This window comes from Pilimelia anulata (genome assembly GCF_014647895.1).
In the GTDB taxonomy this organism is placed as follows: domain Bacteria; phylum Actinomycetota; class Actinomycetes; order Mycobacteriales; family Micromonosporaceae; genus Pilimelia; species Pilimelia anulata.
On sequence record NZ_BMQB01000005.1, the window covers coordinates 28,830 to 54,813 of the forward strand.

Consider the following 25,984-nt stretch of genomic DNA (forward strand, 5'->3'; position numbering starts at 1 on the left):
CCTCGACCGTACGTGTCCCGCGCATGCGTGTATAGATGCCAATCCATCAATCTGGTGATGCCCTCCGCGCCGTACGCCCGGATTTGCGGCACGGAACGCGAGCGGCGGTCGGGAACCGCGGGCGCGGCCGCGCCCCGCACGGTCAGCCGGCGCGCTGGGCCGGCGGGTTCAGCCAGATGTCGGCCCGGCTGCGCGGCGCGCCCAGCGACGTCAGCCGGCGGCGCAGCCCGGTCAGCTCGTGCGCGAGCAGCCCGTGCGGCTCGGCGGTCGGCGGCGGCAGGACGTCCAGCGTGGCCAGCGCGGCGTCCAGGTCGCCGGCGCAGGCGTGCGCGTCGGCCAGCCGGGCGGTGAAGATCAGGCTCTCCGGGGCGGGCGCGGCCGGGTCCCACACCCGGGCGATCTCCCGGACCGCCGACCGGGCCTGCCGCCGGTCGCCGCTCAGCGCCGCCAGGTCGCGCAGCGCCGCGCCGTGGTGCGAGGCGAGCACGACGTCGCCGCGCTGGCCGGGCAGCCACGGCGCGCTGAGCCGGTCCCAGCCGTCCGCCCGCCGGCGCCAGTCGTGGGCGAGCCGCAGGTGGTGCAGGTGCGCGTACGGGCGGCCGGCGAGCGCGTGCCCGCGGGCGGCGTGCAGGTTCGCCGCGGCCCGGGTCCAGGCCCGCTCGGGGCGGGTGGTGGCGAGGCGGCGGGCCAGTTCCAGCAGCGCGACGGCGTCCCGGTCGGCGCAGGCGACCATGCACATGTGCGCGAGCAGGGTGGCCCGGGTGTCGGCGGCGCCGGCCAGCTCGGCCCAGTCCGCGCCGATGCCGAGCCAGGTCATCGCCGGGCCGTTGCGCCCGCCGACGAAGTGCAGCCGGCCGGCGAGCCGGGCGTACGTGGCGGCCAGCCACAGCGGGATCCGCCGGTCGGCCGGGTCGGCGCTGGTCAGCGCCCACCGGCGCAGCGCGTGGCCGAGGGCCTCGACCAGCGGCAGCCCGCGGGCGGTGTGCTGCCGGTCGCCGGCCAGCGCGTACACGGCGGCGAGCGCGGCGAACGCGTGCACGGCGAACGGGTCCCGCCACTGCGGCTGCCGGGTGAGCCGGCCCGGTACCGCGAAGTACGCGGTCAGCGCCGCCGGCTCGGGCAGCGCGCACGCGTCGGCGGGGTGCAGCGGGCAGAACACGCCCGCCGCGGGCAGGTGGCTGGGCCAGCGGTTGTCCGGCCGCAGCACGGTCGCCGGCAGGACGCCGGCCGGCAGCGGTACGGCCGGGATCGGCGACGTGGACCGGCTGGCCGGGCGGCGGCGCCGGGTGGCGTGCCGCAGCGACGTCAGCGCGCCCTCGGCGCGCAGCAGCCGGTCGGCGCGCTCGGTGAAGTCCTCGCCGGGCTGCCGCCGGCCGGACTCCAGCCGGCTGATCTGGGTGTGGTGGTACCCCAGGCGGTCCGCCAGTTGGAGCTGCGTCAGCCCCCGGCGTCGCCGCAGGTCGCGCAGGAGTCGGCCGAACGCCGTCCAATCGACCTGTTCTGTCACCGTCAGCGTGTCCATTCCCGTCGGGCCCACGCCCGGCCGCGGGGGGCACGCGGGGGCGGTCCCTGCCGACGCGGGAACATTCCCGATCGGCGCGGAGGGGGTCCGGTCGGTGGCTGGCCAGGTCGGGCGCGGGGTGGGCGTCCATTCAACAGTTTTGATACTCGCTGATCCGAGCAGTTCTGTCACGCCGCGAAGTCGGCCACTGCCTCCGCGGGCTCGGTCATTGCGGTCAAATAGGGCGGCAATGCCTCAACCGTGCCCGTCGCGCGGACGTGCGCCCGCTGCCGGGCGGCCCCGATGCCGGCCGTCCGCAGCCGCTGCACGCCCTCCCGTACGGCCGCCAGGTCGCCGTGCCGGCGCAGCACCGGGGTGATCCGCGTGACCAGGTCGCGGAGCAGCCGGCCGGCGGTGCGCTGGGCGCCGGAGACCGGGTCGACCACCCGCCCGGCCAGGCCGTCGCGGGCGACCGCCCAGTGGGCGGCGCGCAGCAGCGCGTCCGGTACGGCGGGGACCGGCGCGCCGGCCGCCACGTCGTCCAGCGCCCGGCCGACCAGGCCGCGGACCAGCGCCGCCGACAGGACCGCGTCGGCGACCGTGGCGTGCACGTCGCCGAGCCGGATCTCCACCGTCGGCAGGTGCCGGGACAGCCGGGCGAACCAGTAGACCATTCCCTCGTCCATGATCACGCCGCCGTCGATCAGCCGCTCGACCAGCTCGGCGTAGTGGGCGGGGGAGCGCAGCAGCGGGGTCGGGCCGACCGTCGGCCAGGTGCCCCAGCGGACCGAGCGCCAGCTCGCGAAGCCGGTGTCCCGGCCGTCGGCGTACGGCGAGTTCGCGCTGACCGCGGCGAGCACCGGCAGCCACGGGCGCACGTGGTTCAGCACCCGGACGGCCAGGTCCCGGTCGGCGACCTCGACGTGCACGTGCATGCCGTTCAGCGCCGTGCCGTCGGCCAGCGCGCCGTACCGGTTGGCCAGCTCCAGGTACCGCGGCCGGGCCACCACCGGGGCGGCCGGGCCGGGCAGCGGCGGGGCGCCGACGGCGGCCAGTCGGGCGCCCGCGGACCGGGCCGCGGCGGCGACGGTGCCGCGCAGGTCGGCCAGCGACCGCTCCAGCTCGCCGAGGTCGCGGGTCGGCGGGGTGCCGATCTCCACCTGGGCCGAGAGGAACTCGTACTGCAGGTGGGCGCGCCAGTCCGCCGGCACCGCCTCGATCACCGCCCGGGACCGCGGGCTGGACTGGCCCGTGTCCGGGTCCAGCAGGAGAAACTCCTCCTCCACGCCGAGGCGCAGCGGTGGGCGAACGACACCGGAACCCGTCATCGGGCGGCCTCCCGTCTGGGTAGCGACATGTGTTCTCGCGGTACCCGAGCGGTCGGCGCCGGAAACGGGGCCCGTCCCCCGTCCGGGCTGCCCGATCAGCCCCGAGTGAGCTGCCCGTCGTGCAGGGTCAGTGCCCGATCGGCAACCTCCACGAGCGCCGGGTCGTGGGTGGCGACGACCACCGTGGTGCCGCGGGCGGAGACGGTGGCCCGGAGCAGCGTCATGATCGCGTACCCGGTCTGCGAGTCGAGCTGACCGGTCGGCTCGTCGGCGAGCAGCAGCGGCGGCTCGTGGGCCAGCGCCCGGGCGACCGCCACCCGCTGCTGCTGGCCGCCGGACAGCTCCGCCGGCCGCTGCCGGGCATGCCCGCCGAGGCCGACCAGTTCGAGCAGCATCGCCACCCGCTCCTCCCGGGCCGCCGCCGGTACGCCGGCCAGCCGCAGCGGCATCCCGACGTTCTCGGCGGCGGTGAGGATCGGCAGCAGCCCGAACGACTGGAAGACGAACCCGATCGTCTCCCGGCGCAGCGCGACCAGCTCCGCCCCGTCGGCGGTGGCCAGGTCCCGCCCGGCGACCGTGATGTCCCCGGCGGTCGGCCGGTCCAGGCCGCCGATCAGGTTGAGCAGCGTCGTCTTGCCGGCGCCGGACCGGCCGCGGATCGCCACCAGCTCGCCCCGCCGGGCGGTCAGGTCGACGCCGCGCAGCGCGTGCACCGCCCGGTCGCCGTGGCCGAACTCCCGGCGCAGGCCGGCCACCCGCAGGATCTCATCCGCCATCGGGCGCCCCGTCCTCTTCCTCCTCGGCGGGCCGGACCGCGACGTGGTCCGGCGCCAGGTCCAGCCGGACCCGGTCGCGCAGCGACAGCGCCGTCACGAACTCCGTCGGCAGTTGCAGCCGCCCGGCCCGGTCCAGGACCGCGTACTCGCGGGTCACCTCCTCGGTCCGGCCGTCGTCGCCGGTGCGGGTGGTGCGGCGCACCTCGGCCGCCGTCCGCCCGTCCCGGATGGCGACCGTGCGCCGGACCTGCCCGGCCACCGCCGCGTCGTGGGTCACCACGACCACCGTCGTACCGAGGGCGGTGTTGATCGTGCGCAGCGCCGCGAACACCTCGTCCGCGGTCGTCTCGTCCAGCTCGCCGGTCGGCTCGTCGGCGAGCAGCACCTCCGGCTCGTTCGCCATCGCCACGGCGACCGCGCAGCGCTGCTGCTCGCCGCCGCTCAGCCCGACCGGCCGCCGGTCGGCGACGCCGGCGACGCCGACCAGGTCCAGCAGCTCCCGGGCCCGGGCGTCCGCGGCCCGCCGGCGGCCGCCGGCCAGCCGGATCGGCAGCGCCACGTTCTCCGCGGCGGTCAGGTAGCCGAGCAGGTTGCGGCCGGTCTGCTGCCAGACGAAGCCGACCGTGCGCCGCCGGTACCGCAGCCGCTGCCGCGCGGTCATCGACAGCAGGTCGCAGTCCGCCACCCGGGCCACCCCCGCGGTCGGGGTGTCCAGCCCGGACAGGATGTTGAGCAGGGTGGACTTGCCGGAGCCGGACGCGCCCACGATCGCCAGCAGCTCGGACCGCCGCACCGTCAGGTCCAGCCCCTGCAGGGCGACGACCTCGACGCCCTCCGGCTGGTAGATCCGGACCAGGCCCTCGCAGACGATGTGCCCCGCGCCGGCCGCGCGGCCGGGCGTGCGGGCGGCCGCGGCGGCGCTCGCCGCCCGCTGCATCGCCCCGAGGTCGGGTTGCTCGGTCATGTCACCTCTCCCTCGTCCCGGCCGCCGCGGCGCCGGCCCGCGGCGCCCTCGACCGCCAGCGCGACCGCCGCGGCCGCGGCGCCGACGCCGAGCACCAGCGCGACCTGTCCGGCGGTCACCCCGACCGGTGCCGGGGCGCCGTCGGTGAAGTCGGTCAGCCGCAGCGCCGGGGCGAGCAGCCGGGGCAGCGCGGCGCCGGCCGCGGCGGCGGTGAGCAGGGTGACCGCCAGCGGTACGCCCAGCTCGACGGCCAGCAGCAGCCGCCACTGGCCGGCGGTGAGCCCGAGCGTACGGACCCGGCGGCGCAGCGCCACCCGCTCGGCCGCGCCGGCGAGCACCCCGAAGCCGATCGCCAGCAGCGCCAGCAGCAGCCCGGCGCCGGTGCCCAGGCGCAGCGCGGCGGCGAGGATCGGGTGCACGCCGCGGGCGTCCAGCTCGGCCCGGTACCCGGTCCAGCGGCGCACCTCGACCCCCGGCCCGGCGACGCCGCCGGCCGTGCCGGCGACCGCGATCGCGGTGGGCTCCAGCGGCCGCCCGGCGTGCGCGGTGACGGCGGCGCGGGGCAGCACCACGAAGTACGCCACGCCCGCCGGCACCGCCGGGAACCAGTCGGCGACCGCGGCCACCGCGAACTCGCACCGCTGGTCGTGCACCCGGGTGACGCCGCGGCCGGGCAGCCGCGCGGCCAGCGCGGGGGAGACCACCGCCGGCACCGGCCCGTCCCCGCACGCCGGCCCGCCGGCCAGCGCCGCCGGTACGGCCCGGCCGCGGCCGGTGGCCCGGTGCACCGCGGCGAGCGCCGGGGCGTCGACGACGAGGGTGTACCCGATCACCTCGGCGCTCTCGCTCGCGCCCATCCGCCGGTCGGCGAAGCCGCTGAGCACCGCGGCGGCCCGCGGCGCGGCGGTGAGCGCGGCGACGGTCGGCGCCGGCAGCGGCTGGCCGGTGACCACGGCGTCGCCGGGTACGGCCCGGTCCGCGGCGGTGTCCCGGCCGGCGGCGATGGACCCGTCGATCGCGGCCGCGGCCAGCGCGGTGGTCAGCGCGACGACGGCGATCAGCGGCCCGGCCAGCGGCTGCGGTGCCCGGCTGAGCCGGGCGGTGCCGAGGAAGAACGCCGCCCCGCGGGACCGCGCGGCGAGCCGGGCGACCGGCCGCAGCAGCAGCGGGTACAGCCGCAGCGCGAGCACGGTCGCGCTGGCCGCCACCAGCACCGGTACGGCGACCAGCAGCGCCCCGCCGCCCGCCCGGGCGGCGGCGACCGCCCCCGCGGTGACCGCGAGCACCAGCACCTCGGCGACCAGCCGGCGGGCGGCCGCGGCCCGCCGCCCGCCCCGGGCCGGCGGGCGCAGCGCGGCCAGGAACGCGGCCGGCAGCGCGAGCACGCCCGCGACCCCGGAGGCCAGCGCGAGCCAGGGCGGCCCCGCGGGCGCACCGGGCAGCAGGTACCCGGCGAGCACGCCGACGGCCAGCGCCGGCCCCGCGGTCAGCAGGCCCTCGGCGAGCGCCCGGGCGGCGACGGTCCGGGCGCCGGCGCCGCGGGCCCGCAGCAGCGCGATCTCACCCCGGCGGCGCCGGGCCAGCAGCGCGGCGGCCAGGCCGACCAGGCCGACCAGGGCGGCGAACACGCCGCCGGAGACCGTGGCGGCGGTCGCCGCGTTGGCCGCCCGGGCGGCGGCGAACCGGTCCAGCGGGCGGGCCAGGCCGGTGCCGAACCGGACGCCCGGCGGGGTGCCGCGGGCCACCGCGTCGAGGCCGCGCAGGACCGCGTCCAGGTCGGCGGCGCGGATCCGGCCGGGGTCGGTCCGGTACGTCCAGGCGTGGGTCACCGGCCAGCCGTGGCCGACGGCCGCGGTCATGCCGGCGTCGTCGGTCAGCGCGCTCACCTCGTACGGGGTGTCCGCGGCGGTCGGCGGGACCGCCAGCACGCCCGGTTCGAGCTGCCACAGCCCGGCGGCCGGGTCGCGCGCGGCGAAGACGCCGACGATCCGGGCCGGTACGGGCGCGCCGCCGGCCTGCGTCCGGCCGAGGGTGAACCGCGCCCCGACCCGCAGGTCGAGCTGCCGCGCGACCCCGTCGGCGACCGTGACCTCCAGCGCGGCCGGCGTGCTGCGCGGCCAGCGGCCGGCGGTGAGGACGGCGGCGTCCCGGGCGCCGGTGAGCGTGCGCAGGCCGATCGTGAGCGCCTGCCGGTCGGGGTGCAGGTCCGCGCCCGCGGCCGCCAGTTGGCCGGGGTCGACGGACGTGCCGTACCAGCGCTCGGCGACGAGCCGGCGGACCGCCGGCGGCAGCCCCGCCCCGAACCCGTCCAGCTCGGCGGCGCCGGCGGCCGGGGTCGGGTCGTCGGGCAGGCCGCGGGCGTCGAACCGGTACTCCAGGTCCCGCGCCCGCGGCTGCGTCCCGGCCACGGTGGCGCGCAGGCCGGCGTCGGTGGCCCGGGCGGTGAGCCGCGGGGCGGCGGTGAACACGAGCGCGGCCGTACCGGTGAGCACGGCCAGCGCCGCCACGTGCGCCGCGTACGCCCGCAGCCGCCGCCCGATCACGCCGCCACCCCCGGTCCCGGGCGGCCGCGCGCGGTCACGATCCGTCCCCGATCCGCCGGGCGGCCGCGGGCAGGTCGCGGCGGGCGCGGGCGGCCGTGGCCGCGCTGAGCAGCGCCGCCGCCAGCAGCACCGCGGCGCCCGTACCGGCCAGCGCCGGCCACGGCAGGACCAGCGCCGGCGCCGGTACCGGCCGCTCCGCCGCGGGGGTGAGGATCACCAGCGGCGCCAGCGCGGTCGCCACGACCGCGCCGATCGCCAGCCCGGCCGCCACCCCGACGCCGACCAGCAGCGTCTGCTCGGTGACGACCGCCCGGGCAAGCCAGCGCGGCCGGGCGCCGAGCGCGTGCAGGACGGCCAGCCCGCCGAGCCGCCGCCGCGACCCGGCCCGGGCGTCCACGGTGAACCCGGCCAGCGCGATCAGCAGCGCCCCGAACCCGACCACCAGGTATGCCGCCCGGGCGGCCCGCCAGGACGGGTCGGCGGCGTTCGCGGCGGCGACCGCCCGCCGGTCCAGCACGGTGAGGCCGGGCAGGTCCGCCGCGGCCGCGGCGGCGGCCGGGCCGTCGGCGGCCAGCCACCACTCGGTCGGCGCGGCGTCGGCGCCGGGCAGGTGCCCGGCCAGCGCGGGGGCGTCCAGCAGCAGGCCGCGGGCGGCGCCGGGGGCGCCGGGGAGGGCCTCGACCGTACCGGTGATCAGCGCGGGCACGGTCCGCCCGGCGAGCGGCACGCCGGCCTGCTGGCCGACGCCGATCCGCAGGTCGCGCAGCAGCGCCGGGGTGGCCAGCGCCGGCACCGGCCCGCCCGGCGCGGGGCGGGCGGCGGCGAGCGCGGGCAGCAGGTCGGCGCCCGGCCCGCGGACCACCCCGACGGCCGCGCGGGCGTCGAGCGCGAGCAGCACGCTCGTACCGTCCGCGGCGCCGATCCGTTCGCTGCCCCGGCGGACCGGCAGCACCGCCCGGGCGCCGGGCAGCGCGGCGATGGCGGCGGGCCGCCCGGCGGGCGCGGGCCCCGGTACGGCGGTCAGCCGCAGGTCCGCCCCGACGGCGGCGTCGGCCCGGTCGGCCAGCGACCGCTGCCAGGTGGCCACGGTGGACCAGGTCAGCGCGCTGACCGCCACCCCGGCGGCGAGCAGCAGCAGCGGGCCGGCGTGCGGCCGGCGGGCCACCTGCCGGATGCCGAGCAGGACGGCGGACCAGTCCCGCCGGTCGACGAACCGCTCCGCCAGGCCGATCAGCGGCGGGGCGAGCCGCAGCGCCAGCGCCGCCCCGGCGAGCACGGCCAGCGTCGGGGCGGCCACGAGCAGCAGGTCGGCGCCGGTCGGTGCGGGCCGGTCGCGCAGGGCGTACCAGGCCAGCACCGCCGCCGCGGCGAGCGCCAGGTCGAGGCCGGCGCGGTGGGCGGCGCCGAACCGGGTGGGGCGGGCGTGCGCGGCCAGCTCGTTGACGTACCGGTCGCCGACCCGCAGCGCCGGCACCGCCAGCGCGATCACCGCGAGCACGGCGAAGCCGCCGCCGACCAGCCGGGACGCCGGCCCGAACGGGGGCGCCGACCACAGCCCGCCGGCCGGGTCGAGGGCGCGCAGCGCCGCCGCGGTGGCGGCGGGGGCGAGCAGTGCCACCGGTACGACGAACACCGCCGCCTCGGCCACCGCCCACCCGGCGAGCTGCCGCCGGGTCGCGCCGCGCGCCCGCAGCAGCGCCGACTCGCGCCAGCGCGCGTCGTGCAGCAGCGCGCCGAGCAGCAGCAGCGTGTACCCGCTCAGCATCACCAGCAGCGCGACCGGGCCGAGCAGGGCGGCGCGCCCGGCGGTACCGACGACGGCCAGCCGCGCGGCCAGCGCCGCGCCGTCGGTCTCGGCCCGCGCGCCGGACCCGGCGGCCGCGGCGGCCCGGCCGCCCGCGGCGGGCAGCCCCGCGGCGACGGCGGCGGCCGCGGCGGCGTCCCCGCCGGCCGGGAACCGCGCGTCCGCGACCCAGCCCGCCCCGGCGCCGGCCGGGTGCAGCCGGTCGAAGTCGGCGGCGGCCAGCGGGAACGGCCAGCTCGTCGTGCGGCCGGGCGCGGCGTCGAGGGCGGCGGGCAGCAGCCGCCAGTACGGGTCCGCGGGGTCGCGCGGCGTCCACACCCCGACCACCAGCACCGCACTGGCCCGCCCGGTGGCCCGGTCGGTCAGCGGCACCCGGTCGCCGACCCGCAGCCGCAGCCCCGCGGCGACCGCGGCCGGCAGCGCCACCCCCGGCGCGGCCCCGGTACCGTCCGGCCAGGCGCCGGCGGCCAGCGTCGCGTGCGCCGGCAGGTCGTCGGCGGTGAGCAGGGCGGCATACCCGTCGGCGGCGCGGGCGAGCGCCCGCCCGGACCCGTACCGCGCCCCGGCCACCGGCCCGACCCCGGCCAGCGCGGCCCGTACCGCCGCGTCGTCCCCCGCTGTTCCCGGCCGGTGCACGAGCACGCTGCGCGCGGCGGGGGGAGCGGCCGCGACAGCGGCCCGGGCGCCGCGCACGCCGGCGTCCCGGTGCAGCGCGAGGACGGCGGTGCAGAGGGCGGCGGCGAGCAGGACGGTCAGGGCGACGGCGGCGAGCGGTCCGCGGGCCCCGGCGGCGCGACGCAGAAGCATGGGACGCGCACCCCCGATCGATCCCACAGCAGACCGGCCGATCCTAACGACCCCGGGCGACACCCTTGACCGCCCGAACGGCCACCGCTCGCCCGCCGGCCACCGCGCCGCCAGGTTGTCAGGTCCTCGGCCGGCCGGACTGTCGGGGACGTCGAGCTACCGTGCCGATGCGCCGGCGGCCGTCGGGGCCCACGGGCCGTGGTCGTCGCGGCTGTCGGTTCGTGGTCCCGGGTTGCCGAGTCGTATGTGCGTCGGGCTGCCGGTTCGTGGTCGTGGGGCTGATGGGTCGTGGGTCGTCGGGCTGACGGGCAGGATCGCGGCATGACTCTTCGCGACGTGCTGCGCGCCCTCCCGGTTCTCGCCGGACCGCTCCCGGCGTTCGACCCGGCTCCGACGCCGGATCACCCCGACGACCTGTTCGCCGACTGGCTCGCGGCCGCCGTCGCGGCGGGCGTCGCCGAGCCGCACGCCATGGTCCTCAGCACGGTCGACGCCGACGGCGTACCCGACGCCCGCGTCCTGATCCTCAAGGACGTCGACGCCCGCGGCTGGCAGTTCGCTGCTGACGCGGGCAGCGCCAAGGGCCGCCAGATCGCCGCGAACCCGTCCGCCGCGCTCACCCTGTACTGGCGGGAACAGGGCCGCCAGGTCCGCGCCCGCGGTCCGGTCACCCCGCTGGACCGGGCCACCAGCGAGCGGGACTTCCGCGCCCGCCCCCGCGACTCCCGCATCGCCGGCCTACCCGGCCGCCAGAGCGCCATCCTGGCGAGCCCTGCCGACCTGGACGAAGCGCGAACCACCGCCGCCTCCACCCTGGACCGGGCCCCCGACACGGTCCCGCCCCACCACACCGTCTACGCCGTGCAGCCCCGGACGGTCGAGTTCTGGCAGGGCACCCCCACCCGCCGCCACATCCGTCTCCGCTACACCCACACCTCCCACGGCTGGACCCAACACCTCCTCTGGCCCTGACCGCACCGCGTCATGCGCGGTACCGAAGGTCGGGCAGTCGAACAGCGCGGTCCCAGCCACGATCTGTCCGCGGAGGTACTCGGCGACCGCGTCCGGCTTGATATTGATGCTTTCCAGCCCGGCAATGGTCAAGGGAATGAGATCGACGGTGTAGGTGCCGCGGGTGGGGTCGTTGAATTCGGGGCCGGTGCGGTCGCGTTCGTTCCAGGCATCGATACGGCCGAGGTAGAAGTGCCCGCGGTCGGCGCCCCGGGCGAGGGTGAGGAGCTGGGGGTGGATGGCGGCAGTCCCGCCGAGTTCCTCGCGGATCTCGCGGTCGAGCGCGGCCCGAATGCGGGACGCGCCTGTCCACGGCAGAAGAGTGCGGGCACAGGTTGCCGTCATCGCCTCCAGAACAGTAGGTGGGTGACGCCGCTCGGGCTCGGCACCTCGTCGAGGTGGAAGCGATCGAGAAGATCGGTGTGGCTCTCCCAGAGCCGCTCTCCTCGGCCGAGGTCGATGGGTGCGACGGCGATGTGCATCGTGTCGACCAGGTCGGCGTCGATGAACTCGCGGACGGTGGCGACCCCGCCGCCGAGCCGCACGTCACGACCCGCGGCTGCTTCCTTGGCGCGGGCCAGGGCTTCGGCGGGGCTCGCGTTGAGGAAATGGAACGTGGTGTCCGCCAGGGTGAACGACGGGCGTTCGTGGTGGGTGAGGACGAAGACCGGTGTGTGGAACGGCGGGTTGTCGCCCCACCATCCCTGCCACTCGTGGTTGTCCCACGGGCCTCGCTGCGGCCCGAACTTGTTGCGCCCCATGATCTCGGCGCCGATGTTGTGGTCGTAGTCGCGGGTCATGTAGTCGTCCAGGCCGCGGCTGCCGCCGGGTTCCGTGCGGTAGACGAAGCTGGCCGTGTCGATGCGCCAGGAGAACAAGGCGGCAGGGTCGGCGTGACCGAAGGGCCGTTCCGGGCTCTGCCCCGCACCGGCACCGAACCCGTCCCGGGACACGGCGAAGCACTGGACCCTCAGCAGTTGCGGCATATCTCCTCCGGTCGGACGTGGTCGGCGCAGGACGGTTGCCAACTACAGCCAGTATCGGACCAGCCGGGCGCCCGCGCGCATGCCGGAGGCAAATCGGTAAGCCCGCACCCCACCGTCGACCTATTGGACGACCGACGGAGCCTGATCGTGTTGCGCCAGGTTCCGTCAACCCGAATGACTATGTCTAGTGGTGGTCACTTTTGCGACGACGACGCCGATACCAAGCCCGCCCGAGCCACTGTCGAAGACGCGGCTGCCACTCGCCTGGCAGCCGTCGCGGCACTAGGCGTCGTCTTTGCCCCAGTTGCCGAGTGCGACGATGGTCTCGCGCAAGGCGAGGCCGCGATCGGTCAGCGCATAGGCCCGAGTGTTGTGTCGGAGGGGCAGGCGGAACAGCACGCCAGCCGCTTCGAGCTCGCGCAGGCGTGTCGCGAGGATGTTCGTGGGCACGCCGAGGTCGCGCTGCAGGTCGCCGTAGCGTTGTGGCCCGTCGAGCAGCCGTTCCACGATGAGCAGGGCCCACCGTGCTCCGACGATGTCGAGGGCCGCGGCGAGGTCGCTCACGCGGTCGGATCGGCGTCCGCCTTCATCCAGAACGGTGAGTAGTGGTAGCCGTCGGGGTCGTCGAATTGGCGCTGGTACATGAAGGGGTAGTCGTCGGTGTCACCGATCCTCCCGCCGGCGGCGCCGGCGCGGTCGACGAGCTCGTCGACCGCCTCGCGGCTGCCCAGGTCGAACGAGACCGTGACCTTGGAGGGCGTCTGAGGTCCGCCGATCAGCTGCTCGACTCCGCCGACGCTCGCGTACATCTCGCGGCTGCCGAGCATGACGTACTGCTCGGGCGCGATCGCGAAGCATGACACGTTCTGGTCGGACATCTCAGCGTTGAGGGTCCAGCCGAGGGCGGTGTAGAAGGCGGTTGCGCGCTCGACGCTCTCGACCGGGCAGGTGATGAAGAGGCTCATGCGGCCCATACTTGCAAAATGCAAGTAGCTCGTCAAGGGGGCATACGGCCCGCGCGGTCGGCTACCGGCTGCGTCCCCTACGGTGGTCGGCCGCCGCGTGGTGAGCGCACCCTGGTGGCGGCGAGCGTGCACCTGATCTTCGCTCGAAGAGATCAACACGGTTTCATCACCCACCGCCCGCGCGGCGGCGCTTGTGCGAATGCTGCCTGCTGATCGGTGGTGGCTGCGTGGTGAAGGTCAATTCACGCTTACGACGACCTTGCCCAGCGCGAGTCCCTCACCCACCCGGGACAGTGCTGCGGGTACCTCGTCCAGGGTGAAGGTGCTGTCGATGTGAATTTTGAGGTGACCCGCTACGCACTGTTCGGCCACCGGTTCGAAGTGCGTCGGTCCCTCTCTGACGGCGAGCACGCTGAGCCGTCGACGCGTGAGCAGACCGGCCAGCGAGCCGAGGGTCAGGACGCGCAGCAGTGCGGATACCGATCCACCGACACACCGGTAACGGCCGCCGAGGGTCAGCGCCCTGCGGTAGGCGAACACCGACCGGTGTGCGACCAGGTCGAGGATGAGGTCGTACGGGCCGCCGCGGGTGAAGTCCTCGCTGCGGTAGTCGATCACCTCGTCCGCCCCGAGTGATCGCATGAAGTCGAGCTTGCCGGCGTTGTCGACACCGGTCACATGCGCACCGAGTCGCTTGGCGAGTTGGATCGCGAACGAGCCGGAACCCCCACCGGCACCGTTGATCAGGATCCGGTGACCGGCTTCGGTGCCGTCGGTCCCTTGCCGGGCGATCACACCGGCCTGCGGAATGGTCGACGCTTCGGCGAAGGTCAGTGCCGAGGGCTTTGGCGCCAGCACCGACTCGGGAGCGATCGCGTACTCGGCGAACCCGCCCTTGAGGGCGAGGTTGTCCCCGTACACCTCGTCACCGGGCCGGAACCGGGTCACATCCGGGCCGACCGCGTCGGCCCAACCGGCGATGTCCGAGCCGAGCGTCCGGCGTGCCGGCGCACGCAGCCCACCGATGCGCGAGTACAGCGGCGTGCCACGCAGTGTCTCCCAGTCACTGAGATTGACCGACGTCGCCGCGATCCTGACGAGCACCTGCCCGGCGGCGGGTGACGGCGTGGGAAGGCTCTCGATCCGCAACACGTCCGGGGGGCCGTAACGGTCGTACACAATTGCTCTCATCCGCGTCGTACCCCAACTCTCCGCTCGACGGCGGCCGCCCGGCATCCACCGCGGAGGGTCGCCATGTCCTTATAGCACGCCGAGACAAGCGGTTGATGTTCCGCGGCCGCAGGGATCCGCCAACCGGAGCCGACCGGAGGGGGCATGCACGCGCAAAGCAACCAGCGCGGAGATCTTCGGCTCCGGCGCGGACGGCCACAAAACAAGGACGAACGCCCAAGGAACTGCCCGTCACCGCGCACGACCGACGGCAGAGTACGCGTCGAACTCGCGAGCATCGAAGCTCCACACCGCGATGAGGGCTAGGCATGGGCTCTCAGTGTTTAGAAAGTATTCTTGGATCCGGTAATGCCGCCCATCACAGTTTTAGGATCAGGCCGATCACCGACGCTATCGCGATCAGTACATAGGTTGAACCCGCGCGTGAACGGCTTCCGAACATGCGTGGAAAGTGCCGCCAGGAAACGCCTTTGAGTGAAACTGCCCGTAGGCCGAAGACGTATTCATCCACCTCGACATCGACACCACGCCGACGGATGTGCTCCATCATGTCCTCAAGCTGATCGCTCCTCGCCAGCAGAGCATCCTGCCGGATTAGGTAGTCCGCCTCGATCAAGCACATGCCAGCGGCGACCAGGAGGCTCAGCCCCATGATCCAGCCTTGGTTTTTGTTCACGCCCAAGGCCAGCAACGCTGATGACAGGGTTATCGCCCATCCTTTTACCTTGAACCGGATGTCGTCGATTGCGTCGATTCGTGTCCGCACTTGTGCGTACTCGATCTCCAGCAGCTTCGTGACGTAACCAGTCTCCCCTGGCGATTGGCTCATGAGAGCAGCGTAAGAGGTCAACCCGCACGCGTGCATGGCAGCGAGTCGAAGATGGGCGCATATTCGGACAGACACGAGTAGAGCACCGGGTAACACTCGACGCCCCTGCGCACGCACTCACGTCGGCAGATTCGTGCGCTTGAACCCGGCTCGCCATGTTGACTGCACGGAGGGTGAGCGGGCCTCTGGAGCTACTGACGGGGTGCCACCGGGGCAAAGATACAGGCGGTACCGGTCCACGAACATCTCGCATGCGGCGTCGGCAACGTACCCGCCGACAGTCGCGAACGTCTGCCGCCCGACCTCGCGAACGAAGCCACACACGCGCATGAGCCGTACAAGCCACACAGGCGCGTGTCCGGCGAGCTGCCGTTCCGGGCGTCCTCGAGAGCACGGGTCAGTCCGGGCGGCGGCCGTACAAGGTCCGAACCGGATCACTGGCCGCGCGAGCGGGGAGGGGGTGGGTGACCCGGCAGGGGATCAAGCCTGACCGCCCCTGCCGGGTCACCCACCCCCTCCCCGCCCTACGGCCGCCACCTCACCCACCGCAAAGCCAGCCCACGACCCGCCCGACTCACCCCGCCGCCCCGCACCGCCAGCCCGACGACCGCCGCCACAACCCCGTCACACCAAATTCAGCCGACCGGAGCACCGCCCCGCCCGAGCCGAGCCAACCGAACCCGAGTACCCAAGGAATCCCCCGAAACCCGCTCCCCGGTCAACGCCACAGAACACAGCGCAGAGGCAAGAGCGGAAGCCCCCTCCCGCCGCCGAGCCGCATCATCCGCTAACGCCTCCACCAGCAGATCCACCGAAGCCCGAGCCATCCGCGCCCCCGGCAGAAACGGCCAAGCCGCCTGCCAGGCAGCGAACGGCAGCCGCACCAGATCGTGCCGCTGCGCCAAATGCGCCCGCTCGTGCGCCACCACAGCCCGCAGCGCCGCCGGCGACAGCCGGTCCACCGCCGACGACGTCAGCACCACCCGCCCCCGCCGCCCCGGAAGGCAGTACGCGGTAGCCGCGGGCGAGTCGAGCACCCGCCCGCCGGGCACCGCCGGCAGCGGCGCCGCCACCAGGTCCAGCAGTTCCCGGTGCGCCCGCCGCCGCCGTACCGTCCGCACCAGCACCACCCCGGTGACCGCGACCAGGTACGCGGCCAGTCCCGCCGCGCCAACACGCCCCGCCCCGGCGAGCGGCCCCCCGCTGTGCCCGTACGCCAGCAGCGCCCCGATCCCCGCCAGCCCCGACGCCGCCCCCACGCACTGCCAGGCCAGCACCGCCGGCCCGGGTCGGCGCAGCGCCGCCGCGCTGCCGGCGAGCCGCCCCGGTACCGGCCCGGCGAGCAGCACCGCGAGCGCGGCGAGCGCCGCGGCGAGCCAGGTCACGGCTCGCCGAGCCCGGCCAGGGCGCGGCGGAGCGCGGCCGTCTCGGCCGGCGAGGCCGTGTGGACGAACCGGGCCAGCGCCGCGTCGGCGTCGTCGGTGGTGCCGAGCGCCTCGCGGATCAGGTCGGCGGTGTGCGCGGCCCGGCTGGCGGTCGGCCGGTACCGGTGCCCGCGCCCGTCCCGATCCCGGGCGACCGCGCCCTTACCGGCGAGCCGGGACAGGACCGTGAGCAGCGTGGTGACGGCGTGCCCGCCGCCGATGGCCGCGCCGACCTCCTTGGCCGACAGCGGCCGGTCGGACCGCCAGAGGACCTCCATGACCGCCCGTTCCAGCTCACCCAGCCGTGGCATTGCTCACCCTTCCTCGCCGTACCGCACGGCGCCATTCTACGTTGGGTAGAACGTTCTACGTAACGTAGAAGTCCGGGGGTGCCGCCGTGCTCGACAATCTCACCGCCGCCCGCGAGCAGATGGCCTTCTCGCTCGGCTTCCACATCATCTTCGCCGTCTTCGGGATGGGCCTGCCCTGGCTCCTGCTGTACGCCGAGGGCCGCTGGCTGCGCACCGGCGACCCGCTCTGGTACGTCCTCGCCCGCCGCTGGTCGCGCGCCTTCGCCGTGCTGTTCGCCGTCGGCGCCGTCAGCGGCACCGTGCTGTCGTTCGAGTTCGGGCTGCTCTGGCCGACGTTCATGGAGCGGTACGGCGGCGTCTTCGGCCTGGCCTTCACCCTGGAGGCGTTCGCCTTCTTCCTGGAAGCGATCTTCCTCGGGCTGTACCTGTACGGCTGGGACCGGCTCCCCGCCCGCTGGCACTGGTGGACCGGCGTCCCGGTGGCCCTGTCCGGGATGGCCTCGGCCGGCTTCGTCACCACCGCGAACGCCTGGATGAACACCCCCGTCGGCTTCACCGAGGTCAACGGCGTCGTGGTCAGCGCCGACCCGCTCGCCCCGCTGCTCGCCCCCGCCACCCCGCACCAGGTCGTGCACATGGTGCTGGCCGCGCTGATGTGCACCGGCTTCGGCGTCGCCGCGGTGTACGCCACCGCGATGCTCCGGGACCCGGCCAAGCGGGCGGACCCGTACCACCGCCGCGGCCTCGGCCTCGGCCTCGCGCTCGCCGCCGCGGTGACCCCGCTGCAACTGGTCGTCGGCGACTGGGCCATCCGCGCGGTCGCCGACCGGCAGCCGGTGAAGCTCGCCGCGCTGGAGGCCCTGCACCGCACCGGCCCGGACGCCGCGCTCGCCGTCGGCCCGGTCGAGCTGCCCGGCGTGCTGTCCTTCCTGCTGCACGGCCGGACCGACGCCGTCGTCACCGGCCTGGACGCCGTCCCGCCCGCCGACCGGCCGCCGGTCGGGATCACCCACTACTCGTTCGACCTGATGGTCGCCATCGGGCTCGGGCTGCTGGCGCTGTCGGCGTGGGCGGCGTGGCGCTGGCGGTACCGGCGGGCCGACTGCTTCGCCGCGCCCTGGTTCCTGCGCGCGCTCGCCGCCGCCGGCCCGGCCAGCGTGGTCGCGCTGATCGCCGGCTGGATCGCCACCGAGGTCGGCCGCCAGCCGTGGATCGTGCACCTGAGGCTGCGCACCGCCGACGCCGTCGCCACCGCGCCCCGCCTGGAGTGGTACCTGTACGCCACCCTGGCGATCTACGCCGTCCTCGCCACCTCGCTGGTGGCGATCCTGCGCCGGCTCGCCCGCACGCCGATCGAGACCCGCCGCCCGGCGGGGGTCAGCGGCCCGGCGGGGGTCCGCCGTACGCCGGCCGGGGTCCGCCGGTGACCGCCGCGGACGGCATCCTGCTGATCATCGGCGGCGGCGTCGTCGCGTACGCCGTGTTCGGCGGCGCCGACTTCGGCGGCGGCGTCTGGGACCTGCTCGCCGGCCGGGACGCCGCCCACCGCGCCCTGATCGGCCGCACGATGGGCCCGGTCTGGGAGGCGAACCACGTCTGGCTGGTGTTCGTCCTCATCGGCCTGTTCAGCGGGTTCCCGGCGGCGTTCGGAGCGCTGTCGCGGGCGCTCGCGGTGCCGCTGGCGGTCGCGCTGTGCGGGATCGTGCTGCGCGGCGCCGCGTTCGTCTTCCGCCAGTACGGCGCCGACCCGGCCGGCGGCGACCCGGCCGGCGCGGTCCGCGGCACCGCCGCCTGGGGCCGGGTGTTCGCCGTCGCCTCCACGATCGCCCCGGCCGCGCTCGGCTACTGCGCCGGCGCCGTCGCCACCGGCCGCACCGGCGGGCTGTTCCCGCCGGTCGCGGGCGCGCTGGCGCTGGCCTTCTGCGCGTACCTCGCCGCCGTCTTCCTCTGCCGCGAGGCCGTCGTGGACGGCCGCCCGCGGCTCGCCGCCCGGCTGCGCCGCCGCGCGCTCGGCGCCGCGCTGGTCGCCGGGGCGCTGGCCCTGGCCGGTACGGCCGCCCTGCACGCCGACGCCCCCGCGCTCGCCGCGAAGCTGGTCGACCGCGGCGCCGCCGCGCTGGCGCTCTCCGCCCTCGGCGGCCTCGGCTCGATCGCGCTGCTGCTCGCCCGCCGCTACCGGCTGGCCCGGGGCGCGGCCGCGCTCGCCGTCGCCGCGGTGGTCGGCGGCTGGGGCGTGGCGCAGTACCCCGTCCTGCTCCCGCCGGACCTGACCGTCGCCGCCGCCGCGGCCCCCGCCGCCACGCTGCCGGTCACGCTCGGCGTGCTGGTGGCCGGGTTCGCGGTGACCGTGCCGTCGCTGGCCCTGCTGTACGCGGTGTTCAGCCGGCCGGCTCAGGAGCCGTCCACGTACAGCCACTGACCGTCCAGCCGGGCGAACGCGCTGTGCTCGCGCACCTCGCCCGCCCGGCCGCCGAGCCGGTACCGCGCCCGGAACTCCACCGTCCCGGCCGCGTCGAACAGCCCGCCGCCGCTGGTCGCCAGCACCGCCAGCCCGGTCCACTCCTGCCCGGGGTCGAGGTCGAGCCGGGGCGGTCGGGTGCGCGGGTGCCAGGTGCGGCGCAGGTAGCCGGCGTCGCCGCGGGCGAAGGCGGTGTACCGGGCGCGCATCAGCGCGACCGCCGTCGGCGCGGGCTCGCCGCGGTGGTACCGGCCGCAGCACGCCCCGTACGGCTCGCCGAGCCCGCACGGGCACGGCCCCGCCGCCCCCGCCGGCCCGCCCGGCCGGGTGCCGGCGGGGCCGGGCCGGGTGCCGCCGGCGCGGTCGGGCCGGGCGTCCTCGGGCCGGGTCCCGGCGCGGTCGGTTCGGTGCTGGCGGCGACGGCTCATCCCCGCATTGTCGCGCGGCCCGCATTGTCGCGCGCGGCCCGCCACTGTGTGCGGCCCGCGTTGTCGCGCCGGCCCGGCCGCGCGCCGCGCGGCTCAGGTGAGCTGGCGCACGCCGTCGACCAGCAGCCACACCCCGAAGATCGCGAACAGCGCCGCGGCGCCGAACCGCACCGCCCGCTCCGGCAGCCGCCGGCCGAGCTGCTGCCCGACCAGGATCGCCAGCGCGTCGGCCGCGACCATGCCCAGCGTCGAGCCCAGCCAGGTGCCGAACCAGCCGTGCCGGGTGGCCAGCGTGATGGTCGCCAGCATCGTCTTGTCGCCCAGCTCGGCCAGGAAGAACGCCCCCGCCACCGCCAGCACCGCCGAGCCGGTCGACCGCTCGGCCTTGCGCTTCTCGGCGTCGGTGAGGCTGTCCCCGCGCAGCGTCCAGGCGCCGAAGCCGAGGAACGCCACCCCGGCCAGCAGCGCGATCCAGCCGGTCGGCAGGGCGGCGCCGAGGCCGTACCCCACGGCCACGGAGACGGCGTGCACCACCGCGGTCGCCAGCGTGATCCCGAGCAGTACGGGCAGCCAGCGGAACCGAGTGGCGAACGTCAGCGCCATCAACTGCGACTTGTCGCCCAGCTCGGCCACGAAGATCACGCCGAAGCTCACGGCACACGCGACGAGGAAGCCGGTCATGGAATTGCCCTCCCGGTACGGCCGGGACAAGGGCACGCGGACCTCGACCCGGCAACGTGAAATTGCCTGAGTCGAAGGTCTCGCTCGCCCGGGCCACCGGCCCGGGCCGCGCGGCCGGACGCCCGTGGGCGTCAGTGTGTCGACCGCGACATTGGGAGCTACTCCCCCTCGCGCCCGCCACCCTAGCCGCCCGCCCGGCCCGCCGCCAACACCCCTTGCCCGGGCGTCGGGCAAATGCGTCTGATGGCTCACAGGAGCACCCACGGGGGTCGATTGCCGGTTAGGTTCGGGTATGCCCTCGCACCTCGAAGTGGAATCCACATTCGATCTCGGCGCCGACACGGCCCTGCCCGAGCTGGGCGCCGCCGTGCCCGACGCCCGGCTGGGCGAGCCGGCGACCCACACCCTCAAGGCCGTGTACTACGACACCGCCGACCTGCGGCTGGCCGCCCGCCGGGTCACCCTGCGCCGGCGCACCGGCGGCACCGACGCCGGCTGGCACGCCAAGCGCCCCGCCGAGCGCGGCCGCCGGGAGATCCAGGTCCCGCTGGGCCGGTCCACCGGCGTCGTCCCCGCCGCGCTGCGCGCCGAGCTGGCCGCGATCACCCGCGGTCGGGCGCTCCAGCCGATCGCCCGGGTCCGGACCGAGCGGACCGAGTACCCCGTCCTCGCCCCCGACGGCACCGTCCTCGCGCTCGTCGCCGACGACCGGGTGACCAGCGAGGTGCTCGGCGAGGACCTGCTCAGCCAGCAGTGGCGCGAGGTCGAGGTCGAGCTGGTCGAGGGCGACGACGAGGTGCTCGTCGCGCTCGCCGGGGCGCTGGAGGCCGGCGGCGCCACCCCCGCCGTCGTGGGCTCCAAGCTGGCCCGGACGCTGGGCGAGCGGCTGCCCGCCGTCCCGGCGCCCGGCCGCGGCGCGGGGGCGCTGATCACCGCGTACCTGCGGGCCCAGCGGGACGCGATCGTCGCCAACGAGCCGGGTGTCCGGTCCGGCGACCCCGACGCCGTGCACGACATGCGGGTGGCGATCCGGCGGCTGCGCAGCACCCTGCGCACCTTCCGACCGGTGCTCGACGACGCGGCCAGCGAGCCGCTGCGGGCCGAGCTGAAGTGGCTGGCCAACCTGCTCGGCCCGGTCCGGGACAGCGACGTGATGACCACCCGGCTCACCGAGGCCGTCGGCGAGCTGCCGGCCGAGCTGATCCTCGGCCCGGTCGACGAGCAGCTCGCCGGGTACCTGGCCGCCGACGCCGGCCCGGCCCGCAAGCAGCTCGACCGCGAGCTGGCCGGCGGCCGGTTCTTCGCCCTGCTGGACGCCGTCGACGAGCAGGTCGACACGCCGGTGCGGGCCGGCGCGAGGAAGCTGCGCCGGCTGGCCGCCGCCGCGCTGGACCGGGCCGACCGGGAGCTGGCCGAGGGCGACCCCGACCGGGTGCCGCCGGCCACCCGCCGGCTGCCCACGCCGGAGCCCGAGCGGGAGGCGAGGCTGCACCACGCCCGTCGGCTGTACAAGCGGGCCCGGTACGCCGCCGAGGCGCTCGCCCCGCTGGACCCGAAGCCGGCCCGCAAGCTGGTCCGCCGGCTGACCGCGCTCCAGGACGTCCTCGGCACCCACCAGGACAGCGTCGTCACCGGGGAGCTGCTGCTCCGGCTCGCCGCCCGGGCCGAGCGGGACGGGGCGAGCGGCTTCACGTACGGGGTGCTCGCCGTCGAGCAGCGGCTGGCCGGCGCTGCCGTCCTGCACGGGCTGCCGGCGGCGGCCAGGCGCGCGGCGGCCGGCAAGGTCCGCGACTGGCTCGCCGACTGACCACCCCGGGCCACCGGCCACCCGGGGCCGGCGTCCGGATCGGCGTCGGCCGACCGGGCCGATCCGGGCGGCCGCAACCGGATCGCAACCGGGGGCGCCGTCAGGTCGCCCGGACGCCGGTCGATCCACCCGTCTGCCAGGAGCGATTTCGGGAGCCGGGGAGGGGGCAGCCATGGGTACGCACCAGCACGCCGGCCGCCTGCACCGGCTCGTCCGGGCGCTGCGCTCGCCGCGCAGCCGCGGCCTGGCCTCCTTCTTCGGGCTGGCGGTCGCCGCGAGCGTGGTCTACCAGTCCACCGCCGGTACGTTCAGCGCCACGACCTCGAACCCCGGCATCGCCTTCGCCATGGGCTCGCTCAGCCTGAGCGACAACGACTCCGGCGTCGCCCTGTTCACCGTCTCCGGCATGGCGCCGGGGCAGACGGCGAGCAACTGCATCGTCATCTCGTACACCGGCGCGATCGCCTCGACGGTCAAGCTGTACACCGCGAACTACAACGCTACCGACGGCGCTGCCGACGGCGCCACGGCGCCGAACTGGCTGCGGATGCACATCCAGGTCGGTACGGGCACCTGCGGCGCCCCGGTGGGCCTGACCAGCGTCACGGCGGGCGCGCCGGGCGACACGATGACCACGGTCTCCGGCAAGACCAACTTCGGCAACGGGTACGGCACCGGCTGGACGAACGCCACCGGCGGCGACACCCGGGTCTTCCGGTTCACCTACACGCTCGACTCGGCGGCGCCGAACACCGCGCAGAGCGACGGCATCACGACCGACTTCGTTTGGGAAGCCCAGAGCAACTGACCCGGGCGGCGGCGTCGTCGCCGGTCAGCTCGCGGCCGGGCGGTCCGGGCGGCAGCGCTCGCCCTCGCCGCACGAGTTGACCAGGTTGTCGGCGATCCGGCGCAGCCCGGCGAGCAGCGCGCCGACCTCGTCCTCGGTCAGCCCCGCGGCGGTCAGCTCGGCGAGCTTCCCCCACGCGCACCGGATCCGCGCCAGCACCTCCGCGCCGGCCGGCGTCAGCGCGACCAGCGTCGCCCGCCCGTCGGTCGGCGACGGGCACCGCTCGACCAGGCCGGCGGCGGCGAGCTTGCGGACCGTACCGGAGATCGTCGGCGGCTCGCACCCGCTGGCCGCGGCCAGCTTGCCCTGGGTGCACGGGCCGTCGGCCAGGGCGAGGATCACGACCTCCTGGCCGGCGTGCAGGCCGAGCGGCGCCAGCAGGTACCCGGCCAGCGCGCGGTGCCGGAGCGCGATGGTCCGGATCACCTCGTTGAGCGCGTCGGCGCGGGTGGCATCCACGACAGCTCCTTGCGCGGTCGAAGGTTATGTGCATAACCTTTATGCGGATAAGCAATTTCCGGTCGCACCATCATCGCGCGATCACGCCCCATCCACCAGCGCCGCTCACCGGCGCCGGCCGGGATCCCACCCGCGGCCGACGACAACCGGTGCGGAATCAGACAGGAGTACCCGATGCGCATCCTGGCCATCTCCGGCTCCACCCGGCGGGAGTCGCTGAACACCCGCCTCGCCCACCTCGTCGGCACCGTCCGCGACGCCGACGAGGTGACGGTCGTCGCCGACCTGCACCGGCTGCCGTACTACGACGGCGACGTCGAGGCCGCCGGCACCCCGGCGCCGGTGGCCGAGCTGCGCGCCGCGGTCGCCGCCGCGGACGCGGTGGTGTTCGTGAGCCCCGAGTACAACGGTGCCACGCCGGGCGTGCTCGCCAACGCCGTCGACTGGCTCTCCCGCCCGTACGGCGAGTCCACGCTGCGCGGCAAGCCCACCCTGGTGCTCTCGGCCTCGGTCACCCCGTACGGCGGCAGCCGCGCCGCGACCCGGCTCCGCGAGGTCCTGACGGAGATCGGCGCGGTGGTCAGCCCGGAGCACCTGGCGGTGGCCGCCGCCCACGAACGCCTGACCACGGACACCGCCCTGACCACGGACCTGTCCACCACCCTCCGCGCAGCCCTGGCCACCCCCGACCTCACCCCCGCCTGACCCCGGCCACCGGGCCGGCGGCGTTTTTCCGGCGGGATTGAACGGCGGCGGGGGTTCGGGACGTACCAGTCGGTGCACCTGCCGTCCGTCCATCGGGAGGCCCACATGCGCCCCTGGCGTACCGCCGCCGCCATCGCCGTCGCCGGCCTGGTCGCCGTGCTGGTGCCCGCTGCCGCGGGCGCGCACGGGTCCGTCCAGCGCCCGGCCAGCCGGGGGTACGCCTGCGGGCCCGAGGGGGCCGCCCGGTCCACCGACGCCTGCGTGGCGGCGCGCGCCGAGGGGGACGTCACCGACTGGGACAACCTCCGCGTGCCGAACGTCGCCGGGCGCGACGCCGAGGTGATCCCGGACGGGCAGCTCTGCAGCGCGGGCATCCGCCGGTACGCCGGCCTGGACCTGGTCCGCGACGACTGGCCCGCGACGACCCTGCGGTCGGGCGCCGAGCTGACCTTCCGTTACCGGACGACGATCCCGCACCGGGGCACGTTCCGGTTCTACGTCACGAACCGCGCGTACACGCCGGACCGGCCCCTGCGCTGGGCGGACCTGGAGCGCGAGCCGTTCCTCTCGGTGACCGACCCCGAGGTGGTCGACGGCGTGTACGAGATCAGCGGCCGCCTCCCGGCCGACCGCTCCGGCCGCCAGCTCATCTATACGATCTGGCAGAACTCGGACACGCCCGACACGTACTACTCCTGCTCCGACGTGCTCTTCAGCGCGACCGGCGCCGACGGTACCGACACTGGCGCGGCCGACGACCCGGCCGCGTCCGGCGCGCCGGACGGGGCCGCGGCCACGGCGCCGGCGAACCGGGTGCCGCTGCCGGCCGGCGGGCTCGGCCGGGCGGTCCGGACCGGCTCGGTGGACCTGGTCACGTACCGGCTCCTGATCATCTCGGTCACGCTGCTCGGGGTGGCGGCGATCGCCGGCTTCACCCTGGTCCGCCTGCGCCGCCGCCGCTCCGGCTGACCCCGCCGCTCCCGGCCGCCGGCGACCCCGGCGGGGGTGCTTCGGTGCGCCTTGCGCTACTCGTCCCGTCTGGTCGCGGTTCGCTACCCAACGGCAACCTCCCCGCGTCAGGAGCGGCCCGCGCCGGCCGATCTGCGTGGAGTCGTACCACCGGGAGGAGTGTGGGCGCATGCGGGCGCGGGGTCACCACGGGGTGCACCGGGCCGGCGCGGTGGCCGTTGGCCCGCGCCGGGTCCGGGGAGTGCACCGTGCCCCGGGCGCGCACCCCCGCCGCCGCGACGCCGCCGTCCTCGCCGCGCTGGTGGTCACCGCGGGCGTCACCTGGCAGCAGACCGCCGGCGCGTTCAGCCGGACGACCTCGAACACCGGCAACTCGATGGCCCTGGCCACCGTCTCGATCAGCGACAACGACGCCGGCGCCGCGCTGTTCACCGTCTCCGGGATCCTGCCCGGCCAGACCGGCACCGCCTGCCTGGTGGTCACGTACAGCGGCAGCGCCACGTCGACGGTCAAGCTGTACACCGCCAACTACAACGCCACCGACGGCGCCGCCGACGGGGTCACCGCGCCGTCGTACCTGCGGATGCTCGTCCAGGTCGGCACCGGCACCTGCGCCTCCCCGGTCGGCCTGACCAACGTCACCGCCGCCTCGCCCGGCGACACGATGACCACGGTGTCCGGCAAGACGAACTTCGCCAACGGCTACGGCACCGGCTGGACCAGCGCCACCGCCGGCAACACCCGGGTCTTCCGGTTCACGTACACCCTGGACGCGGCCACCCCGACGACCGCCCAGAGCGACGGCATCACGACCGACTTCGTCTGGGAAGCCCAGAACAACTAGCCCCACGCCCGGTCGCCGCCGCACCCGCCCGCCGCACGACCGACCGCAGGACGGGCACCGCGACGATCGCGTCGTCGGCGTGCCGAGCACCGGGACGAAGCCCGGGATCAGGTCGACCGGCAGCGCGAGGTACGCCGGCAGCAGCCACACCCGCGCCCGGACGCCGGCCGGTAGGCAGGTCCCGGTCGGCGGCGAGCCGGCGGAGCAGCCGGAGCAGGTCCGGCAGCAGCCGCAGGGCCTCGGCCAGCGACCGGCCGCGCGGCCGGTCGCGGCGGGGCGTCCGGGCTGCGCGGGTGTGGTTGCCGGCGGCGGCCGCCTCCACATGGGAGCATGGGCTTCCGGTCCG

24 protein-coding genes are annotated in these 25,984 nt (G+C 76.1%); 8 read left to right on the forward strand and 16 right to left on the reverse strand.

Features of this window, described 5'->3' with window-relative positions; genetic code table 11:
- Positions 1–142: 142 nt before the first annotated feature.
- The 6 genes from IEY94_RS12365 to IEY94_RS12390 all read right to left on the reverse strand — a co-directional run bounded on the left by IEY94_RS12365 (position 143) and on the right by IEY94_RS12390 (position 9,723).
- Positions 143–1,507: a helix-turn-helix domain-containing protein gene (locus tag IEY94_RS12365; protein ID WP_189170296.1), complete on the reverse strand. Its 1,365-nt coding sequence runs from the start codon at positions 1,505–1,507 to the stop codon at positions 143–145.
- Positions 1,508–1,689: 182 nt separating this feature from the next.
- Positions 1,690–2,829, reverse strand: a complete 1,140-nt coding sequence (locus IEY94_RS12370) for a carboxylate-amine ligase (protein ID WP_189170297.1) — start codon at positions 2,827–2,829, stop codon at positions 1,690–1,692.
- A 95-nt stretch (positions 2,830–2,924) separates the two neighbouring features.
- Positions 2,925–3,605: an ABC transporter ATP-binding protein gene (locus IEY94_RS12375; protein WP_189170298.1), complete on the reverse strand. Its 681-nt coding sequence runs from the start codon at positions 3,603–3,605 to the stop codon at positions 2,925–2,927.
- Positions 3,595–4,569 carry an ABC transporter ATP-binding protein gene (locus IEY94_RS12380; RefSeq protein ID WP_189170299.1) on the reverse strand — a complete coding sequence of 325 codons (975 nt, stop codon included), beginning with the start codon at positions 4,567–4,569 and terminating at the stop codon, positions 3,595–3,597. The genes IEY94_RS12375 and IEY94_RS12380 overlap by 11 nt, the downstream gene beginning before the upstream one ends.
- Complete coding sequence (locus tag IEY94_RS12385; RefSeq protein ID WP_189170300.1) at positions 4,566–7,112, reverse strand: hypothetical protein; 2,547 nt, start codon at positions 7,110–7,112, stop codon at positions 4,566–4,568. The genes IEY94_RS12380 and IEY94_RS12385 overlap by 4 nt, the downstream gene beginning before the upstream one ends.
- 34 nt (positions 7,113–7,146) lie before the next feature.
- Positions 7,147–9,723, reverse strand: coding sequence for an FtsX-like permease family protein (locus tag IEY94_RS12390; RefSeq protein WP_189170301.1), 2,577 nt, complete (start codon positions 9,721–9,723; stop codon positions 7,147–7,149).
- 321 nt (positions 9,724–10,044) lie between these two features.
- Between IEY94_RS12390 and IEY94_RS12395 the strand changes: the two genes are divergently transcribed.
- A complete protein-coding gene (locus IEY94_RS12395) occupies positions 10,045–10,695 on the forward strand; it encodes a pyridoxine/pyridoxamine 5'-phosphate oxidase (RefSeq protein WP_189170302.1) in 651 nt (216 codons plus the stop codon).
- Positions 10,696–11,075: 380 nt separating this feature from the next.
- On the opposite strand, the gene IEY94_RS12400 is transcribed toward IEY94_RS12395, so the two are convergent.
- The 7 genes from IEY94_RS12400 to IEY94_RS12430 form a co-directional block, all read right to left on the reverse strand.
- On the reverse strand, positions 11,076–11,720 hold the full coding sequence (locus tag IEY94_RS12400; protein WP_189170303.1) for a dihydrofolate reductase family protein: 645 nt from the start codon (positions 11,718–11,720) through the stop codon (positions 11,076–11,078).
- Between the two features lie 282 nt (positions 11,721–12,002).
- Entirely contained in the window at positions 12,003–12,284 is a 282-nt protein-coding gene (locus tag IEY94_RS12405) for a winged helix-turn-helix transcriptional regulator (RefSeq protein ID WP_189170304.1), read from the reverse strand.
- Entirely contained in the window at positions 12,281–12,685 is a 405-nt protein-coding gene (locus IEY94_RS12410; protein ID WP_189170305.1) for a VOC family protein, read from the reverse strand. Before IEY94_RS12410 ends, IEY94_RS12405 begins: the two co-directional genes overlap by 4 nt.
- A gap of 237 nt (positions 12,686–12,922) precedes the next feature.
- Positions 12,923–13,864, reverse strand: coding sequence for an NAD(P)-dependent alcohol dehydrogenase (locus IEY94_RS12415; RefSeq protein WP_229783736.1), 942 nt, complete (start codon positions 13,862–13,864; stop codon positions 12,923–12,925).
- Between the two features lie 370 nt (positions 13,865–14,234).
- Positions 14,235–14,705, reverse strand: coding sequence for a hypothetical protein (locus IEY94_RS12420; protein ID WP_189170307.1), 471 nt, complete (start codon positions 14,703–14,705; stop codon positions 14,235–14,237).
- A gap of 635 nt (positions 14,706–15,340) precedes the next feature.
- The gene (locus tag IEY94_RS12425; protein WP_189170308.1) at positions 15,341–16,090 is read right to left on the reverse strand and encodes a M56 family metallopeptidase; all 750 of its coding nucleotides are present in this window, start codon (positions 16,088–16,090) and stop codon (positions 15,341–15,343) included.
- A complete protein-coding gene (locus IEY94_RS12430; protein ID WP_189170309.1) occupies positions 16,087–16,440 on the reverse strand; it encodes a BlaI/MecI/CopY family transcriptional regulator in 354 nt (117 codons plus the stop codon). The genes IEY94_RS12425 and IEY94_RS12430 overlap by 4 nt, the downstream gene beginning before the upstream one ends.
- An 86-nt stretch (positions 16,441–16,526) precedes the next feature.
- Here IEY94_RS12430 and IEY94_RS12435 point away from each other — a divergent pair, with 86 nt between their 5' ends.
- Positions 16,527–17,867 (forward strand): cytochrome ubiquinol oxidase subunit I, encoded by a 1,341-nt coding sequence (locus IEY94_RS12435; RefSeq protein ID WP_229783739.1) that lies wholly within the window; start codon positions 16,527–16,529, stop codon positions 17,865–17,867.
- On the forward strand, positions 17,864–18,859 hold the full coding sequence (locus IEY94_RS12440) for a cytochrome d ubiquinol oxidase subunit II (protein WP_189170310.1): 996 nt from the start codon (positions 17,864–17,866) through the stop codon (positions 18,857–18,859). Before IEY94_RS12435 ends, IEY94_RS12440 begins: the two co-directional genes overlap by 4 nt.
- Here the strand turns inward: IEY94_RS12440 and IEY94_RS24165 are convergent.
- Positions 18,832–19,326: a YchJ family protein gene (locus IEY94_RS24165; RefSeq protein WP_189170311.1), complete on the reverse strand. Its 495-nt coding sequence runs from the start codon at positions 19,324–19,326 to the stop codon at positions 18,832–18,834. The genes IEY94_RS12440 and IEY94_RS24165 overlap by 28 nt on opposite strands.
- A gap of 93 nt (positions 19,327–19,419) precedes the next feature.
- Entirely contained in the window at positions 19,420–20,007 is a 588-nt protein-coding gene (locus tag IEY94_RS12450) for a TMEM165/GDT1 family protein (protein ID WP_189170312.1), read from the reverse strand.
- 310 nt (positions 20,008–20,317) lie between these two features.
- Here IEY94_RS12450 and IEY94_RS12455 point away from each other — a divergent pair, with 310 nt between their 5' ends.
- Together IEY94_RS12455 and IEY94_RS12460 are read left to right on the forward strand one after the other, a co-directional pair.
- Positions 20,318–21,814, forward strand: a complete 1,497-nt coding sequence (locus IEY94_RS12455) for a CYTH and CHAD domain-containing protein (RefSeq protein WP_189170313.1) — start codon at positions 20,318–20,320, stop codon at positions 21,812–21,814.
- A gap of 172 nt (positions 21,815–21,986) precedes the next feature.
- Complete coding sequence (locus IEY94_RS12460) at positions 21,987–22,622, forward strand: hypothetical protein (protein WP_189170314.1); 636 nt, start codon at positions 21,987–21,989, stop codon at positions 22,620–22,622.
- A 24-nt stretch (positions 22,623–22,646) separates the two neighbouring features.
- Here IEY94_RS12460 and IEY94_RS12465 read toward each other — a convergent pair whose 3' ends face one another.
- Positions 22,647–23,120, reverse strand: a complete 474-nt coding sequence (locus tag IEY94_RS12465; protein ID WP_189170315.1) for a MarR family winged helix-turn-helix transcriptional regulator — start codon at positions 23,118–23,120, stop codon at positions 22,647–22,649.
- A 174-nt stretch (positions 23,121–23,294) separates the two neighbouring features.
- Here IEY94_RS12465 and IEY94_RS12470 point away from each other — a divergent pair, with 174 nt between their 5' ends.
- From IEY94_RS12470 to IEY94_RS12480, 3 genes are all read left to right on the forward strand, one after another.
- Positions 23,295–23,825, forward strand: coding sequence for an NADPH-dependent FMN reductase (locus IEY94_RS12470; protein WP_189170316.1), 531 nt, complete (start codon positions 23,295–23,297; stop codon positions 23,823–23,825).
- 105 nt (positions 23,826–23,930) lie between these two features.
- Positions 23,931–24,794, forward strand: a complete 864-nt coding sequence (locus IEY94_RS12475; protein WP_189170317.1) for a lytic polysaccharide monooxygenase auxiliary activity family 9 protein — start codon at positions 23,931–23,933, stop codon at positions 24,792–24,794.
- Positions 24,795–24,963: 169 nt separating this feature from the next.
- Positions 24,964–25,638: a hypothetical protein gene (locus IEY94_RS12480; protein WP_189170318.1), complete on the forward strand. Its 675-nt coding sequence runs from the start codon at positions 24,964–24,966 to the stop codon at positions 25,636–25,638.
- Positions 25,639–25,984: the final 346 nt, after the last annotated feature.